General features: G+C 38.9%; 22 protein-coding genes. 12 read left to right on the top strand and 10 right to left on the bottom strand.

The genetic code is table 11. From position 1 onward, the window contains the following. Positions 1–99: 99 nt before the first annotated feature. Positions 100–294: a helix-turn-helix transcriptional regulator gene (locus NIS_RS07130; RefSeq protein WP_012082699.1), complete on the top strand. Its 195-nt coding sequence runs from the start codon at positions 100–102 to the stop codon at positions 292–294. Between the two features lie 218 nt (positions 295–512). Here the strand turns inward: NIS_RS07130 and NIS_RS07125 are convergent, their stop codons facing one another. Next, positions 513–737: a helix-turn-helix domain-containing protein gene (locus tag NIS_RS07125; protein WP_041354054.1), complete on the bottom strand. Its 225-nt coding sequence runs from the start codon at positions 735–737 to the stop codon at positions 513–515. Positions 738–885: 148 nt separating this feature from the next. Between NIS_RS07125 and NIS_RS07120 the strand changes: the two genes are divergently transcribed. From NIS_RS07120 to NIS_RS07095, 7 genes are all read left to right on the top strand, one after another. Next, on the top strand, positions 886–1,314 hold the full coding sequence (locus NIS_RS07120; protein ID WP_012082697.1) for a hypothetical protein: 429 nt from the start codon (positions 886–888) through the stop codon (positions 1,312–1,314). Further along, complete coding sequence (locus NIS_RS07115; protein ID WP_012082696.1) at positions 1,301–1,525, top strand: hypothetical protein; 225 nt, start codon at positions 1,301–1,303, stop codon at positions 1,523–1,525. The genes NIS_RS07120 and NIS_RS07115 overlap by 14 nt, the downstream gene beginning before the upstream one ends. Beyond that, positions 1,506–1,793 (top strand): Nif11-like leader peptide family natural product precursor, encoded by a 288-nt coding sequence (locus NIS_RS07110; protein WP_012082695.1) that lies wholly within the window; start codon positions 1,506–1,508, stop codon positions 1,791–1,793. The genes NIS_RS07115 and NIS_RS07110 overlap by 20 nt, the downstream gene beginning before the upstream one ends. Further along, positions 1,786–2,640: a hypothetical protein gene (locus tag NIS_RS07105; protein ID WP_012082694.1), complete on the top strand. Its 855-nt coding sequence runs from the start codon at positions 1,786–1,788 to the stop codon at positions 2,638–2,640. Before NIS_RS07110 ends, NIS_RS07105 begins: the two co-directional genes overlap by 8 nt. Positions 2,641–2,649: 9 nt before the next feature. Then, complete coding sequence (locus NIS_RS07100) at positions 2,650–4,245, top strand: DUF3987 domain-containing protein (protein ID WP_012082693.1); 1,596 nt, start codon at positions 2,650–2,652, stop codon at positions 4,243–4,245. A 571-nt stretch (positions 4,246–4,816) separates the two neighbouring features. Then, on the top strand, positions 4,817–4,981 hold the full coding sequence (locus NIS_RS10285; RefSeq protein ID WP_158297278.1) for a hypothetical protein: 165 nt from the start codon (positions 4,817–4,819) through the stop codon (positions 4,979–4,981). A 355-nt stretch (positions 4,982–5,336) separates the two neighbouring features. Then, the gene (locus tag NIS_RS07095) at positions 5,337–5,528 is read left to right on the top strand and encodes a hypothetical protein (RefSeq protein ID WP_012082692.1); all 192 of its coding nucleotides are present in this window, start codon (positions 5,337–5,339) and stop codon (positions 5,526–5,528) included. Between the two features lie 1,028 nt (positions 5,529–6,556). On the opposite strand, the gene NIS_RS07090 is transcribed toward NIS_RS07095, so the two are convergent. Then, complete coding sequence (locus NIS_RS07090) at positions 6,557–7,072, bottom strand: pilus assembly FimT family protein (RefSeq protein ID WP_012082691.1); 516 nt, start codon at positions 7,070–7,072, stop codon at positions 6,557–6,559. Positions 7,073–7,123: 51 nt separating this feature from the next. On the opposite strand from NIS_RS07090, the gene NIS_RS07085 reads away from it, so the two are divergent. Beyond that, positions 7,124–7,426 carry an SPOR domain-containing protein gene (locus tag NIS_RS07085; RefSeq protein WP_041354053.1) on the top strand — a complete coding sequence of 101 codons (303 nt, stop codon included), beginning with the start codon at positions 7,124–7,126 and terminating at the stop codon, positions 7,424–7,426. Here NIS_RS07085 and NIS_RS07080 read toward each other — a convergent pair. From NIS_RS07080 to lpxB, 6 genes are read right to left on the bottom strand one after another with little or no spacing between them, the layout of a single operon-like run. Continuing rightward, positions 7,407–8,048: a tRNA threonylcarbamoyladenosine dehydratase gene (locus NIS_RS07080; RefSeq protein WP_012082690.1), complete on the bottom strand. Its 642-nt coding sequence runs from the start codon at positions 8,046–8,048 to the stop codon at positions 7,407–7,409. The two genes, NIS_RS07085 and NIS_RS07080, sit on opposite strands and share 20 nt — an antisense overlap. Beyond that, positions 8,045–8,821: a 5'/3'-nucleotidase SurE gene (gene surE / locus NIS_RS07075; protein ID WP_012082689.1), complete on the bottom strand. Its 777-nt coding sequence runs from the start codon at positions 8,819–8,821 to the stop codon at positions 8,045–8,047. The genes NIS_RS07080 and surE overlap by 4 nt, the downstream gene beginning before the upstream one ends. 33 nt (positions 8,822–8,854) lie before the next feature. After that, on the bottom strand, positions 8,855–9,772 hold the full coding sequence (locus tag NIS_RS07070; protein WP_012082688.1) for an AEC family transporter: 918 nt from the start codon (positions 9,770–9,772) through the stop codon (positions 8,855–8,857). Then, complete coding sequence (locus NIS_RS07065) at positions 9,769–10,662, bottom strand: Gfo/Idh/MocA family protein (protein WP_012082687.1); 894 nt, start codon at positions 10,660–10,662, stop codon at positions 9,769–9,771. Before NIS_RS07065 ends, NIS_RS07070 begins: the two co-directional genes overlap by 4 nt. Then, entirely contained in the window at positions 10,659–11,765 is a 1,107-nt protein-coding gene (locus NIS_RS07060; protein WP_012082686.1) for a DegT/DnrJ/EryC1/StrS family aminotransferase, read from the bottom strand. The genes NIS_RS07065 and NIS_RS07060 overlap by 4 nt, the downstream gene beginning before the upstream one ends. 3 nt (positions 11,766–11,768) lie before the next feature. Further along, positions 11,769–12,812 carry a lipid-A-disaccharide synthase gene (gene lpxB / locus NIS_RS07055; protein ID WP_012082685.1) on the bottom strand — a complete coding sequence of 348 codons (1,044 nt, stop codon included), beginning with the start codon at positions 12,810–12,812 and terminating at the stop codon, positions 11,769–11,771. A gap of 48 nt (positions 12,813–12,860) precedes the next feature. On the opposite strand from lpxB, the gene greA reads away from it, so the two are divergent. From greA to NIS_RS07040, 3 genes are read left to right on the top strand one after another with little or no spacing between them, the layout of a single operon-like run. Then, positions 12,861–13,352, top strand: a complete 492-nt coding sequence (greA, locus tag NIS_RS07050) for a transcription elongation factor GreA (protein WP_012082684.1) — start codon at positions 12,861–12,863, stop codon at positions 13,350–13,352. Beyond that, positions 13,349–14,356: an N-acetyl-gamma-glutamyl-phosphate reductase gene (gene argC / locus NIS_RS07045; protein WP_012082683.1), complete on the top strand. Its 1,008-nt coding sequence runs from the start codon at positions 13,349–13,351 to the stop codon at positions 14,354–14,356. Before greA ends, argC begins: the two co-directional genes overlap by 4 nt. Positions 14,357–14,366: 10 nt before the next feature. After that, positions 14,367–15,029: a UDP-2,3-diacylglucosamine diphosphatase gene (locus tag NIS_RS07040; RefSeq protein WP_012082682.1), complete on the top strand. Its 663-nt coding sequence runs from the start codon at positions 14,367–14,369 to the stop codon at positions 15,027–15,029. Here NIS_RS07040 and NIS_RS07035 read toward each other — a convergent pair. Continuing rightward, positions 15,013–15,906: a hypothetical protein gene (locus tag NIS_RS07035; RefSeq protein WP_012082681.1), complete on the bottom strand. Its 894-nt coding sequence runs from the start codon at positions 15,904–15,906 to the stop codon at positions 15,013–15,015. The two genes, NIS_RS07040 and NIS_RS07035, sit on opposite strands and share 17 nt — an antisense overlap. Beyond that, complete coding sequence (locus NIS_RS07030) at positions 15,890–16,801, bottom strand: methylenetetrahydrofolate reductase (RefSeq protein WP_012082680.1); 912 nt, start codon at positions 16,799–16,801, stop codon at positions 15,890–15,892. Before NIS_RS07030 ends, NIS_RS07035 begins: the two co-directional genes overlap by 17 nt. Positions 16,802–16,827 lie beyond the last annotated feature (26 nt).

The following is a 16,827-nucleotide window of genomic DNA, read 5'->3' as shown; positions in this document are numbered from 1 at the left end:
ACAAAATTTCTACATAAATTTATTATTTCAATCTTTGCTTTATACTCCTCTTTTATTTCATAATACCTCCATAACTCACAATAACCGCAAGGAGGTTTTATGACACTACCAACCCTACAACAAGACAGGCTCATAGACATCAAAGAGGTTTCATCTCTTATAGGAATGAAAAAACCCACTATCTACAAATATATCCGTGATGGCAAATTCCCAAAACCTATAAAGATAGGGATTAGAGCCTCACGCTGGAGCTTTAATGAAGTGATGCAATGGATAGAAGAGCGAAAAGGATAAACAATGGCTGCAAAACGGCTACTGATTAGGGCAAGGTTAGGGCAAGGTATAACGGCAATAAAACGGCTATGTTACAGCCATGAATAGCAAGGTTTTAGCAAGGGTTGAGAACAAAACAAGGGTGAGATTACGGCGAGGGTTTTACAGTGAAACAAAAGCATATTAAGAGCATTTACATGAGTATAGTTTACAAAGTTGACACTATAAAAAAAGGGATTTTAAGAAGCAGTGGAGTTTGGATCATCTTCATTGCAGATAACATCTTTAACGTTATCAAGAGTTTTGGCTTTTATGTAATTTTGCAGCCAACTTTTGAGCCAATAAGGATAACCCTTAACAGACCAGTTATTAACACTTTGGGGACTAATATTAAGAAGATCCGCCAGTTCTTTATTTGTAAGACCAGCTTTTTTAAGCAATTGCTTGAATTCTTTATTATCCATACTATCCCTTTTATAACCTTTAGGTTATCAAATTATAGCATACATAACCAAAAGATTATATTTTAGATTGACAAAATAATCCAAAGGTTATAAAATTGTTGTTTAAGTAACCATACGGTTACTAAAAATCGAAAGTAAAGGAGCAACCATGACAAAATCACAAGCATTAGCAAAGCTTTTAGAGCTACAAGAGGAAAATCACATCTTAAAGGATGAGGTGCGAGAACTGCAAGAGGAGTGCAAAGAGAAACAGGCGGTAATCAACGGCTTAATGGACAAGATGGATTATCTCGAACGATTGGAAAAAGAGAATGAGGAACTAAAGTCAAAGCTTGATTTAGCCTCAAATAGTGTAAAGGTAATGGAGGCTTATAGTGAGATTCAAAGATTGAGATTTGATTATCACTTCAAAGTAGAGGACTTTTTAGACCAGTTTGGAGCTATCAAAAGGGCCATCAAAGAGCTTGGAAAACTCCGAGATGAAACAGAGGATCTCTTTGTAAAACTTAATTTCGCAATACACGATGCAAGCCTTAATGAATCCAATAAAAAGGAAGGTAACAATGAAAACCGCTAACCTCAACAGCCTCATTGAGGCAAGAGGCGATATCGAGTTAACAAGCGAGACTATCAAGATGATAGTAGCCAAAATGGAGAAGGAGAATATCAAAGTTAGCTATCGATTTGTATTGGAGAGATTAGCCGATATGCTCGATAGAGCCTCATTAACACTATGGAACATAGAATCAAATGAGATGGAGGAAAACAATGAATCTCAAAGAGCTTAGAGATCAGATAAAGCAAAGCTTGGATCGGGAAAAAGTAGCTGCAATGCTTGAGGCTCTTGGGTATGAGGTAGATAGAAACTACAAATTCAAAATTAGGGATGAACGCACACCGTCAGCATCAATTGCAAGAGACGGCTATATCAAGGACTTTGGCAGCGGATGGGGAGGCGATATCGTTGCTCTTATACACGAACATAGAGGCGAACCATTGCCAGAAGCCACCAAATGGGTTGCCAGTTGTCTCGGTATAAGGATTGACGATGAGTAGCCACCTCCCGCCGCCGATAGACTTAACCCGCCATAGCAGGGCGGGTGTCCGTAATATAACGCCACAACAAAATTATAGCAGCATAGAAAATGAGACGCCTCAAGAGGAATTGCAGCGATATTGGAATAGCCTCATACACATAAGGGAGCTGGATAACAAGAAGCTCAAAGAAGTGATTGATCAAATAATGCCCTATGAGTTAGCGGTTGCATGCAAAGAAGAGGATAAAAAAGCTTTTCTTAATGTAGTGCGATATGATCCTTATCATGACAGCATAGCGGTTAAATGGATGGATGATGAGGGTAAACAGATACGCACCATCAAGCATAGGAAAAAGAGAGGCTTTGAGGGTAAATGGATAGCCTATAAAGGCACAAGAGCAAACGCTAATGCTCAAATAAGGATTAAAGACCCGTTGGAGCCAGTATTCATCCTCGAGGGGTTTCATGATTATTTAACGGCTTTATTGGTAGGGATTAATTTTATCGTCGTACCGTTCAAAGGATACAGACAGCTCACGCCCAAAGAGATGGATCATCTAAGGCAAAAGATGCACCCTAAGCATAAGTACGACTTTGTATTTATCCCAGATATTGACGGTATTGATGAAAGGACGCACGAGAAAAAGATAGCGAAAGAGGCAATCATAAGTCTAATGAAGCAGCTTGAACCTTTGGCTTATTTGATTGATATTTGGGATATCCATGAGAAATACGAATATACAAGAGGACACGAAAAAGTAGACTTTAGCGATATTTTTTCACTTGCACCGATCGAAATATTTAAAGATTTAGAAGGCAACTTGCAACCATACACACATATTGTAGGCGAACACTATTTTTTTTAAGGAGGGTTGATGGCTATTATCAAACAAGGTGTAATGGATATACTTGGAGAAGAGTTGGTAAAAGAAGCTTTAGACGAGCCAGCTCCACAAGATGGAGATGGCGTAATTCCAGTAAGCGAGGTAACTAATGAAATTGTAGCACAAGAAGAAGAAAACATAAAAACAGACGATTATATAAATAAAACTATTGATAAAGAGTTGTTACCATATCCTATAAAGGAGTATTTTGAAGATATAAGCGATAGGCTTAATCTGCCTTTTGAAGAAGTAGCTACTACAAGTTTTGCATTCTTATCTAACCTCATAACCGATAAATTGTGCTTAGTGCCCACCAATGACATATCCTATAAAATAATTCCCAATCTATGGGGTTGCATCATTGCAGAAAAGGGAACAAGAAAAACGCCTCTATTTCAAGCTTTTTCACATCCTATCTATCAGAAGCATTTTACATATGTAGATAGATTCAAAGAGGAAAAAGAGCGATATGAGATGAAAATGAAAGCTCTTGAGAACAAAAGAAGACAGCTTGTTAAAGCAGAAGCAGAGGGGGACATTGAAAAAACAGATGAACTAAAAGAAGCTATACATAAGCTTGAAAAAGAAACAGAAAGTAAACCAAAAAGCCGTTACCTCATCTTAACGGATACTACTAAAGAGAAGCTTACCGATATACTCGAATCCAACTCACAAGGGATTTTGATTTTTCAAGATGAGATCACAAGGCTAATTTATAACTTTGTAAAAGACCCAGAGATGAGAAGTCTTATTCTTGAAAGCTGGAGCGGTGCAAGTAAACACACGATAGGGAGAATAAATCGAGGCGATGTAAATATAGAAAAACTCACTATCGGTCTATTTGGAGGAATACAGCCAGAGCTTTATAAGCAACTTATACTTGCTCAAGAGGATAACATAGCAAGCGGTTTTAATGATAGATTTCAACTTATTTATGTAGTAAAAGATTTTCAATATCAAATTACCGATAAGGAACAAAATGAACTTATCTATAGTGAATTTAAAAAGCTGGTAGATACGCTTATAGATATGAAGTTACAAAACTATACCAAAGCAAAAGAATACCCATATATCAAAGATCTGTATTATCTCAAGTTAAACGATGATGCAAAAAAGATGTTTAAAGAGTTTATGGAGGGGCTTAATAATGATCTATCACAAGAATATCCGATCCTTAGAGGCTTTTTAAGCAAAAGTGATAAGCTTTTAGGCTCTTTAGCGATTCTCTTGCACACGATAGAAGCCATTAATGAACAAAAGGAACACAACTATATTGATGCAGACATTATGTACAGAGCTATCGAGATAACCAAATTCTATATTTATCAAGCTATAGAAGCATCACATATAGCCATCCATTTAGAAGAGCAAAAAGAAATAAATTTTGAAAAGAAACGGGATAGAGTATTAAGTTATACGCTAAAGCAAAAATTGCCCATCAAGCTAAGAGATATTTATCGTCCATTAAAAGGAATTAGCAAAAAAGAGGCTTTACAAATACTTGAGCCTTACTATGTGATTGAGAAAGAGGGACAGAGTTATATAGTTAAAGAGCAAAAGAGTAATGCTTTAGAATCAAAATATTAGGTTGACACTGACAAAAAGTGTAAAAGTAGCCATTTTATAGGACTTTTGGTGTCAACCTTTTTATTACTGACACTCAAAATACCGTAATATGGGCATTTTATCAATTGTTGTCAGTGTCAACCATGTTTTTTATAAAATTAAGGAGAAAAAATCAGGGTCGTTTTGAGTCGTATCGGTGAGTTAATGTTTCACTTATCGGATGAGCGAAGCGACAATGAAAAAAAATATCAGCGATCGAGAGATTTATCGGTGCTGGAGACCTCAATGCTTATTACAGCTGCAAAGAACTAACCTTAGTAGGACTTAACTCGTTTCGATCCATTTGTCGATGAGTGAGAAAGTGCGTTATTTCCAGGTGGGTTTATCCAATATACCTCTTTCATATATCACCTTTTTATTTTTTACTTCAGCTAAAAAAATGTCGGGGCTTGCACCACCCCAGCCAGTTTAAGAAGCGTAGGACCCGCGCACAAGGATTATATGAACCCCATAGAAACTTTAGCCATACGCCCAGAAAAAGTGTGAGTAATAATGAAGTCTTACAGGAGAGCTAAAACGCCTCAGGGTGTCCATGAAATGGACATCCTGCGCACTACGCTATAATGCAGACATGAGCATCATAAACACTTTGAGAGCAGCAATAGAGGGAATTATCGAGGGGGCAGTAACAGGAGCGATCCTTGCATTGCTTACCGTTGCAGCTGCAATAATAGGCTTGATTTTCTACATCATTTGAATTGCACTACAAAATCAACAATAAGCACATAAAAATTGCTTCTCTAAGGTTTGAAAAATCAACAATATTGAAAATCAGAGTTTTCAATACTCTTTAAAGCGGTTTTTTTATCTTTTTTGATGGATTTTCTCACTTTAAGGATTTTGAAGCTTAAATGTGAATAGTTTTTCACTTCTTTATCGGTTTTGATAGCGATATGTGAATAATTCGTTTAAGTTTTGAGTATCTATCTACACTATGAGAAGCAAAGCTTAAGATATAAAACTATATCATCAAAATAAGGATTAATCATATCTATAACGATATAATTATCTACGATATGTGTATATCACAACATTATAGCATAAGGATCGATATGAAAGCAAAAGAGATGGCAGCCGCTATCAATGTACCAGAGAACACCTTTAGCAGATGGAAGCACTCACGCCCAGAACTCTATCAGCGCATCGTCAAGAGCTTTGAGTGTGAGGAGAAGCTCAAGGAGTTAAACGTTACGCTCGATAAAGCCAAAGAGATTATTGCAGAGTATCAAAGCCAAACGAAATAGAGCAAAGCTCATACAAGATCATTCCTAAAGGCGGTTTGTAGCTCTTGGGTCCTGGTCAAAGGTTTGAGTTTGGGGGTTGTGTGAGCCCCGACATTTTTTTAGCTACAGACTTTTGAAGGTAGTTATATTTAGTCAATTTTTTGGCTTAATAATAACTTGAAGCCCTCATACTATCGGCTTTTACTGAAATTGACTAACTATAACCAAATTAACACTAACGCTATAACCAAAGGCAACGCAATGGAAGTTATCGTTTTGCTTATCATCTCTACTTAATCGTGAGCATACTCCACGCAAGAGCCGAGTATGTACTTATCCCCATGGTGTGGATCATCTTGTTTGACTCCTCTAAAGAGGTAACCGCACTCACAATTATTGCAGGAGTAACTCTATCTTTATTGGTGGTGGGCTGCTGCAAAATGGCGGACGGGATCAAAGAATCCATTAAAAGATGGATGGCAAAAAATCTATTTTAATTCTATTTGCGTTGATGATTTTTTGCGGTACATGATGCGGTACAAAAATATAAATTATTTCCTTAAAGTACCGTATTATAGGTATTATAGAAATTTAATCGGTGCGTCTCTGTCGCACCACGATTTTCTATTTATTATATACATCAATTCTCAATACACCACATCATGACTGCCAATATCGAGTAAGATCATCTCTTTATAGGTTAGCATAGGATCTTTGACGATTTTAAACTAATGGGGACCAAAACGAAATTGTACGCTTTGGATTTCCTTGGGTTTATGCAGTCTCAAGCTTGGATGGTAGGGGGGTTCTTATTATAGATGAAGTGTTTTATCCAATCTTTTCATTAATTCATCAGTATTGCTGATATATATTTTTTTGCTTTTTTTCTCCATGGCTCTTGATATGCTGCATCCGACTCTGCTGCTCTTATCTGCTCATATCTCTCAAAATTTCCTATTAATCGTATTGTATATATTAAATGATTCTTTCACTTTTTTAAAAAATTGCTTTATACGTTCATGTCGATTTTCATATGAGATAGCATGAGATCATTGCAAAGATACAAAACCCGTTTCGGGCTGGATGGAAATATTTATCTCTTTTCCTTCATAGCTAGCTGTGATTTTGAGAATATTTCGTAGGAGATGGTTGTATTTGATATCATTATTATTGGATTGATAGGGCCTTCCTAGTTCATCAAAGCATATTGTAGTGTGAGGAGAAAGGGTGATTTGAAAATCCCTGTTTGAATTGTCTTTTAATCCTCCGGTAATTTCCTTATTTGTTATAGGGTCTTTTGCATAAACGTTTCCGCTAAAAATTGAGAGATTATTCTCATTGACTTGAATGCACCAAGCTTTCTGTTGCCAGTTAGGGTCTGAAGGATCGTATTTATCATCAACCATAGCAAGATGTTGAGTATAACGAATAAAATCCACTACTTGCATTGTCTCTTCTTGTAGCGTATTTGTTTTAAGTCTTGGAATCGCCACAGCAGCCAATATGCCAATCGTGACAATGACAATAATGAGTTCGTATAGTGTAAACGCGTCTCTTTTAACCATATTTTAAATATAGCCTAAATATACTTAAGATACAAAATCACACGGGGGCAGATGCGTATCATATTTGTTATCTTTTTATCATGTATACATATATTTGCAGGATGGTGTATTATCCATTCTACACAAAAAGAGATTCATGGAGATGAAGATAGGCGTTTTTTCAAAAAATACAGGCTGGGCGTAATATATCAGCACAATAACTGGTACAAGTTTGTATCAGGACCATATAAAAACTTGAAAGAAGCAAAAAAGTTTTTACATCAAACAAAGAAGAATTATCCAACGGCGTATTTGCGTTCCTGTAAGAAGCTAAAAGGAGCTGATGCAAAAAAGATTATTTTTTTGCATCGATGATTTTCTCTATCGCTTTTGAACACACTGCAAGGCCGAAGCTTCCGGTAACGCCCACAAAACTTCCCTTCTCTTTACATTTTGGTTCTTCTGGACTAAATATCACGGTATAGTTTCCTTTAAAGCCGGCCTTTTTCAGTTCATATCGAATCTTTCTTGCAAAGGGATCGCCATGTGTTTTCCAAATAGTCGTCGCTTCTATTTTTGTTGGATCACATCTTTTTGCACTTCCCATGGATGAGATGAGTTTTGGCCATACCTTTAGAGCCAGTGCCACTTTTGCATGTCTGTCATCGATCGCATCAATCACAAGATCATAGGGTTCAAAATCGAAATTTTCGATCCACTTTTGATCAATTTTCGCATCAATCGCTTCGATACCCGGATAGAGTTTTTGAAGCACTTCAACTTTTACTTCTCCAACATGTTCAGAACCTATTTGCCTGTTTTGATTGGTAGGATCGTATCTATCAAAATCGACGATTGTTATATTGTGCACGCCACTTCGATAGAGACAATCCAAAGCAAAACTCCCCACGCCTCCAACACCTAAAATGAGCACTTTTGCTTTTTGCAGTTTTTCAAAATCTTTGCCAAAAAGCATCCGACAACGTTCAAATCTCATAGCCAACTCTTTAATTTTGGTATCTCTTCATAGGCTGTGAGATCCGCTTTGATCGGAGTAATGGAGACAAAACCCTCCTTGACCGCTTCAAAATCGCAATCTCTCTCTTTACCCGGTATCCAATCCAAAGGATGAAGGCCCAGCCACCAGTACTCGATTCCTCTGGGATTTCTGTGCAGGTGCGCCTGATTGAAATAGACTCGGTATCCCGCCCTTGTAATTTTATATCCTTTGAACTCTTTTGTGGGTGGAACGTTGACATTGAGGCATCTTCTGTGACCTGCTGGCCAGCCTTGCTGAAATATTTTTTCCACCAAATCGCGAGCGACATATTTTGCCTGCTCATATCCTACTTCCATTTCTGTCTCTTCACAGTTGGAGTTGCACACTTGAGAGATGGCGATAGATGGAATATCATAGATTGCTCCCTCCATCGCGCCAGCCACAGTCCCGGAGTAGGTGATATCCTCTCCCATATTGGCACCTCTGTTGATACCGCTGACGATAATATCCGGTTTTTCGCCATCAGGATAGAGAGAGCTGAGGGCGAGATATACGCAATCAGTCGGCGTACCATCCTCAAGTTTGTAGAAATTGTCTTCGATTTCCACGAATCGAAGGGGTTTTGTAAGGGTAAGGCTATGACCGCATGCACTCTTTTCATTGGCTGGAACGACAATGGTTAATTGTGCGATATCTCGCAGGGCTTCTATGAGTGCACGAAGTCCAAGTGATTCAAATCCATCATCGTTGGTAATTAAAATCCTCTTCATTACCTCTCAACTTTTTGGGCAATTATAGCACACTCACTGTTGCCATAAATGGTGCAGGAGTGGAAGATAGAAAAAGATGAGTATCAAAAAGAGAAGGGATGTTACAAAAACGGCTGCGGTCACTTGCGTTGATTTACATTCATAAAGAGCTGCCAGATTGACGTTGGCAACTGCCAAAGGCATCATGAGTTCCATAAAAAGAACCCCTTTTGTAAAAGGTTCGATTGGTAAAGCAGACAAGATGAAAAAGGCAATCAAGGGAATGAAAACGAATTTGATTAATGTAATAGAGCTTATGAGTTTCAAGTCGATGGTTTTGAGATGCACTGAATAAAGATAGATGCCAAAAATGAGCAGTTGGACCACCATACTCGTATACGCGCCCATCTGCAAAGATTTGTCGATGGATGGGGAGGGGTGATACTGCAAAAGATTGAGTATGACTGCAAGTGCAGTAAACCAAAGTACAGGGAGTTTGATGATATTGAGAATGGAGTCTTTGACATTGAAATTTCCTCTGGAATAGAAGTAGACTCCAAAGGTATAGACAATGATCACATTGGCAAGATTAATGAGTGTTGTATAGGGTACGGAAGCCTCGCCAAAAATGGCAATACCCAGAGGAACACCAAGATTTCCGGTATTTCCTATCACACTTGCTACTGTAAAGATCGATCGATCTTGCAAAGAGGAGAAGAGTCTTTTTGCTAAAAGGATATTAATTAGGATAATTACAGAAGAGATGGTAAAAAAGATAACTGGTGCCATGGCCAAATCAAAATTGATCGGTTTTTGCAAGATACCCCAAAGGGCAAGAAAGGGTTGAAAGATATAAACGGAAAAAATCACAAGCGTTTTGTCGTGGATTTTCTCTTTAAAAACGTATTTTGCAAAATATCCTAAAACGATAAAGATATAAATAGCTCCGATAGAAACCAGTGTTCCAATCATTTTGCATGTGTGATATGAAGTGTTTGAATACTATCCTCTATAGAAGCAAGATCGCCTCTTTGGCCTGATCGCAGATAGTGGATGAAAGCTTCCAGTTCTTTATAGAGTGGTTCATCCTTTTTGATATGGATGTCTCTTGTTCTATAGGAGTTGTCTGTTTGAAAATCGCTGTAGGCATGGAGTGTTTGGCCTATGAGATCTGCTTCATAGTAGACCTCTTTGCAGGCCACTTCCACTTTTCTTCGTTTGAAAGGTGTTAACCAGTTTGTTGTAATGTTCGCAACGATCTCGTTTTCGAGTAACAGACTCAGTACCGCATTGTCTTCGTGGTGATTGTGAATCTTTCTCGATTTGTAGATGGAAGTTTGCAAAATATCTTTACCTGTTATGAAACGGATGAGGTCGATATCGTGTACGGCAAGGTCGGTAAGGACACCAACGTCACTGATACGGGGAGGAAAAGGACCTATTCGAGTGATCTCTATGGTGTAGATAACCCGATTATGAAGTTCGCTTTTGAGGTGCGTAATTGCTGGATTGAATCGCTCTACATGGCCAACGCAGCTTTTGACACCTTTTTGCTTTACAGCATCTAAAATTTCATATGCATCTTCAATAGATGAAGCAGCAGGTTTTTCGATGAAGATATCTTTTCCATACTCTATTGCTTTTAGAGCCACCTCTTTATGTAAAAATGTGGGGACTGCGATGATAAGTGCATCAATGGGTTCGTTTTTGAGCATTGTCTCCAAATCATCGTAAAAAGGCTCATCAAAATTTTCTGTTTTTTTGATATCACAAAGAGCGGTTATGGTGACATTATCCATTCGTTTAAGCACTCTATAGTGATTTTTGCCCATAGAACCAAGCCCGACAATTCCTATATTCATCGAACTTCCTTTATTATTTCGATTAGCGAATCAATGATAAAGTCCTGCTGCTCTTTTTGCAAAAATGGGCTCATAGGTAAGCTCATGATCTGTTGGCTCACCTTTTCTGCCAATGGAAAATCTCCGAGTTTGTAGCCGAGATTAGAAAAAGTTTTTTGTAGATGCAGCGGTTTTGGATAGTGGATGGCTGTAGGGATTTCTTTTTCATTGAGTTTTTGACAAACCTTATCTCTGTTTTGTACCTGGATGGAATACTGGGCATAGACACTTATTCTATCTGCTTTGACAAAAGGTGTGATAACAAATTCTTGCAAAGTTTCGGTATATCTATTTGCAATAGCGATCCGATCCTCAACTTCTTGAGGGAAATGTTTCAGTTTGATGCGAAGGATCGCTGCTTGGATTGCATCGAGTCTGGCATTAAGACCAATAACCTCATGTTCGTATCGTTTTGTCTGGCCGTGATTCTTTAAGATAGCTATTTTCTTGGCAATTGTTTCATCATTGGTAAAAACGGCTCCCCCGTCACCATAGCATCCCAAAGGCTTGGAAGGGAAGAAGCTGGTACATCCAATATGTGAGAGATTGCAGCTCTTTTTTCCTTTATATTCGGCGCCAAAACTTTGTGCACCATCTTCGATAACCGTAAGATTGAATTTGCAGGCAATTTCGTTGATCTCATCCATGTCTGCTGGTTGCCCATAAAGACTGACAGGGATGATCGCTTTTGTTTTTGGAGTGATTTTTTCTTCGATCTTTGTGGGATCGATATTGTATGTCTTTTCATCGATATCCACAAAAACAGGAATTGCACCCAAAAATGCGATAACTTCCGCGGTTGCAATGAAGGTGAAGGGTGTCGTTATCACTTCATCGCCCGGTTTCACATCGATCGCCATGAGTGCCAGGAGCAAAGCATCCGTTCCACTGCTACATCCTATGGCATGGGCTGAACCGGTATATTGGGCCAACTCTTTTTCTAGTGCACTCACTTCCGGCCCACCAATAAACTGGGCTGATGCCATGACATTCGCTACAGCCTGATCGATTTCGTTTTGATATTTTCTATATTGGGTTTTAAGGTCGATAAAATCGATTTTCATGTATTAAACCTTTTGGATAATCCCCGCTACGTTTTTGGCGCTGCCATGACCTAAAAGTGAGCGGATTTGTGTGGATTTTTCATAAAAATTTTTCGTATTATACTCATTGTAGGCTTTGAGAAGGTTTTGAGGAGTCACTTCATTTTGTAAAAATTCTGGGTGTATCGGATCTATATGTATAGATTCAGCGAGTATATTGGCAATACCTGCATATTGAAGATTGACAAAACGTTTTGCTATTGCATAGTCTATGGTATTGGCGATATAGGAAAGTATAAAAGGTGTTCCTGTGAGCGTACTTTCCAGTGTTGCCGTACCACTGCATATAAAGGCAAACTCTGCTTGCATCAAAGCTTGATGGGTGTTATGGACGATGGCGAAACTGCTGACATCGCCATAGATAGTTCGAAGGTTTTCTTGAGAAAAATGTCTGGGTACGACAAGAAGAGCTTTTTTATCGTTTAATTTTTTGCGCACTTCCTGAAAAACGGGCATCAATCGTTTGATTTCACTGCGTCTGCTACCAGGTAAAAATGCAATGGTATCGCTTTGAATAGGCTCTTTTTTAAACTCTTTTATTTGATCAAGGAGGGGATGCCCTACATAGTGGATAGGCGCACTGGGTGAATAAAATGTTGATTCAAAGGGCCAAATGGCGCAAAGATGGTCGATATTTTCTTCTAAAATTTTTGCTCTTTTGGGTCTCCATGCCCAAACTTGTGGAAGAATGTAGTAGATGATGGGTTTATCTGGGTATGCCTTTTTGATCTTTTTGGCTAAGGGAATATTGAAACCGGATGAATCCATAAGTAAAACTTTGTCTGCCTCTTCTGCCATCTTGACAAGTTCGTTTTGCAACTTCATAAAAAGAGAAATCTTTTTAACAGCATCCACAAACCCCATGACAGCCAGGGATTGCAGGTCCATGATGGGGGAGCCAAGCTGTTTGTCGAAAACTCCTTGGATTTCGACACCTTCAAGATGAGTTAGAAGCGAAGCCAAATGGACATTCGCAGAACGTTCCAAAACGCTGACAAGTAGTTTCATCTGCTTCCTTGAAAATTGGTATAATTATAGCAAAAAAGGGTATTTTTCATGGAACAAAAAGAGCCGATGACGCAGTATGGATACGAAAAGATTCAAAAAGAGTTTGAAGCACTGAAAGAGGAGCGTCCAAAAGTCGTCGAAGAGATAGAGAGGGCGAAAGAGCATGGAGACTTGCGAGAGAATGCCGAATATCATGCAGCAAAAGAGCGACTCGCTTTTATCGATGCACGGTTGACGGAGCTTTCCGATCTTTTGGCAAGAGCTCAGGTGATCGATCCAAGTAAACTGCCCCATGACAAAGTTGGATTTGGATCTACTGTGAAGCTTCTTGACATCGAGGAAGAGGAAGAGATCGAATATACGATCGTTGGCTCTACCGAGAGTAATCCCGAACATGGGCTCATCTCTTACAATACTCCATTGGCAAGACAGCTTATCGGCAAAGAAGAGGGAGATGAAATCACGGTAAAACTTCCAAAAGGGGAGATCGATTTTGAAGTGTTGGAAGTCTATTACAAACCGATAAAGTTTGAAGAATGATTCGATGTGCGATTGTTGGAGCAACCGGCTATACGGGACTGGAGCTCATCAAAATTTTGTTGAATCATCCCCATTTTGAATTGACGTATCTTGCAAGCAGTGAAGGGGGAGAGCGAATAGAAGAGCTCTACCCGGCACTGCAAGGGGTATATGAAAAAGAGCTTGAAAAGACGGATATCAAAAAAATAGCCGATAACTGCAGCCTTGCTTTTTTGGCACTTCCGCATAAAACGGCGATGGAGGTTGCAAAACCGTTATTGGAAGCGGGCGTGAAAGTAGTGGACCTTTCAGCCGATTACAGATTGCAGTTGGAGAATTATGAGGCATACTATACAAAACATACCGATACAGAGCATCTGCGAAGTGCTGTATATGGTCTTCCCGAGATTTTTCGAGACAAAATTGAGCATGCGCAGCTCATAGCAAATCCCGGATGTTATCCAACAGCCACCCTTTTATCTCTTATTCCTTTTTTGCCTTTTATCGATGCAAACGCACCAATTTTTATCGATGCAAAGAGTGGTGTGAGTGGCGCCGGGAAAAAATGCTCTACCAAAACCCATTATGTTTCTATCAATGAAAATATTTTTGCCTACAACCCTATCAAACACCGACACTCTGTGGAGATAAAAGAGAAACTGGAAATTTTTGGCAAAGAGGTCTATCACATCAATTTCGTTCCCCATCTATTGCCAATTACAAGAGGAATGCTTGTGAGCAGCTACGTAACTTTGAAAGAGTCGATCGATCCGATCGAAGTTTTACAAGATTTTTATGCGGATGAATCATTTGTTCGAATCAAGGAGATGCCAGTGGATGTCAAAAGTGTCGCAGGAACCCATTTTTGTGATATCTACGCCCAGTGTCATGAAAATGCCCTTTTTGTGAGCAGCGCAATAGATAATCTTTTGCGGGGTGCCTCTTCACAAGCAGTAGCCAACGCGAATATCATGATGGGACTTCCTGAATCTACAGGACTGCCGACAATTGCCTATGTTCCTTAAAGATGGAGCAGTGTTCATAGCGGATGTCCACTACCATCGTGGGATTCGTGAAGAGTTTATCGCTTTTTTAAAAGATATCGATACCCCTCAACTCTTTTTGATGGGGGATATCTTCGATCTTTTGGTAGGTGGAGTGGAAGCGACATTGGAGGAAAACCGAGATGTCATCTCTTTGTTGAATACTGTTTCCCAAGAAATTGAATGCATCTATCTGGAAGGAAATCACGATTTTCACTTGCAATCTATTTTTCCTTCTATAAAAGTCATCCCCTTAGAGCATCAACCTATCTATATACAAAGCCCAAATGGTTGCATCGCCCTGTCTCATGGGGATAATTTCATTGGTGGAACGTATGCATTGTATGCAAAATTAGTTCGCAATCCGGTGGTGATCAAAATCTTAAACGCTATCAATGTTGCTCATTGGCTATCCAGCAAGATTCAAACGAATAACAGAAGAAAAAAGTTGTGCAAAAAAATAGAAAATTTTAATACCATCGCCTGTAAAAGAGCGCTTCTTTATAAAAATTGTGAAACTATCATTGAAGGGCATTACCATCAAAATATAGAGATAACATGCTACGGCAAACGATATATCAACCTACCATCATTTGCCTGTTCCCAAGAGTTTCTCTGTTACAAAAACGATGAATTTGTCACTTTGAGAATGTGATACCGACCGTAAAGTCCACTCTGTAACTTGCTTGAAAATTGTTTATTTCTCGAAAAAGGACTGCAGGTGCCACTTCATAGAACAACCATGGTCTTAAGATGGTATCGTGATATGTACATCCAAGGTAGATATAGTCCAAATGATAGGATCTCTTTTGATTTGCTGTTGAGTAGACCTGAAAACTCGGGATGACAAATCTTTTTTTATTCAATGTGGTGTAGAGTTTGAAACTGTCAAGGATTTGATGCTCTTTGTTAGGTTCTTGTATATATCGGTAGCTGTTTTCAAAAGCAAAATATTGCGCACTGTTGATATGATAAATGTAGTTGGCATAGAGGGTATTGTCCAGTTTTCTATCGAGGTAGTAGTACAGACTATCACCATATTCCAAACGATTCTTTTGATCAAATTGAACCATATCGTGAAATACAACTCCAGCGAAAGGATCGGGTGTAATGGTATGAAAACGTATCCCCGCACGATATTTGAGTTTTGATTTGGGCTTGAAAAAAAGTCCCAATAAATAGGAGTTGTTGTCTATGGAGTCACGGATATTGTTTCCCGATTGCTCATCTACGGAGGTTGTTCGTTTGAAATCTTGTAAGAAAAGATAGAGCTTTTTTTCTGTTCTGGGAAGTGGGATTTTGGATGTGATATTGAATTTATATCCACTTCCTGCTTTTTTCGACTCTGTAAAAACTCTCAGCGAAGTTTCCAGGCTGTACTTTTGAGATACAGATTCGTTGCTTTCGCTTAAAAACTTATCCAATCTTTCTATTGTGTTTCCAAAAAAATCCTCTATTTTTTGATGCCACGTGTCCAAAACGCCTGCAAATAAAACAGATACAGTAAAGAAAAGGCTAAGAAAGTATCTCATTTGCTACCTCAAACCTGTTGGCCGTCATGATATGAACCTTTGGATGTATATTCATGATTGTTTCAAAAAGATCTCGGCTCAATGCCATACCCACTTCATACTCTTTTCTCTCTCCATCTTTGTGGGCTTTGTAGAGTTCATCAATCCAAAATCTTGGGACATTGATTCCTGGAACATGGGAGGCGAGGAATTGGGCGGTTTTGAGTTTCGTAATAGGAAAAAAACCAAGGATAAGTTGCGATTTGGCTTTATCGTTTTGAAATTGGGAGCGTATCTCTTCGAAAAGTTCTACAAGCAGCATAATGTTGTTTCTGTCATAAACAGGTTGCGTTATGATAGCGACAGCACCATGCTCAATTTTTTTAAAAAATTTTCTTTGCAGTGTTTTCGGATTTTTGGCGTAAGAGTTGGATACCGCAAACGGGTAGATCTTTTTTGGTTTTATGGAAAACTCTTTACCGGCATAATCGATTCCGGCATTGAAACATTTGATGATATCCAGCAGCAGCGTACTGTCTCCTTCAAAACAGCCCTTCGTATTTGGTTGGTCACTGATTTTTGCCGGATCTCCCGTGAGTGCCAGAATGGCTCGTATATCAAAGTCGTTTGCTCCCAAGAGATCGGATTGCAAAGCGATCTTGTTTCGATCGCGCATACTCATAGTGGCTATAACTGGTTTTTTGAATTTTGTTTGGAGCCGTATTGCTGCTAAGATGGCATTGTATTTGAGTTTTGCAAGCGGATTGTCCGTTGTAGTGAAAGCATCTACTTTTTCGTGCAATCGATGTTGCTCAATCTTTTGGATGATATTTTCAACCGTTGGCAGATGACCAGGCGTTGTCTCAAGAGAGACGTAACGGCCACTTCGCAGCTTTTCAACGAGCGCTTCGAACATCCATACCCTTTTTGTTCTATTTTAAT

The organism is Nitratiruptor sp. SB155-2, assembly GCF_000010325.1.
Lineage (GTDB): Bacteria > Campylobacterota > Campylobacteria > Campylobacterales > Nitratiruptoraceae > Nitratiruptor.
This window is presented reverse-complemented; position numbering and strand designations above follow the sequence as displayed.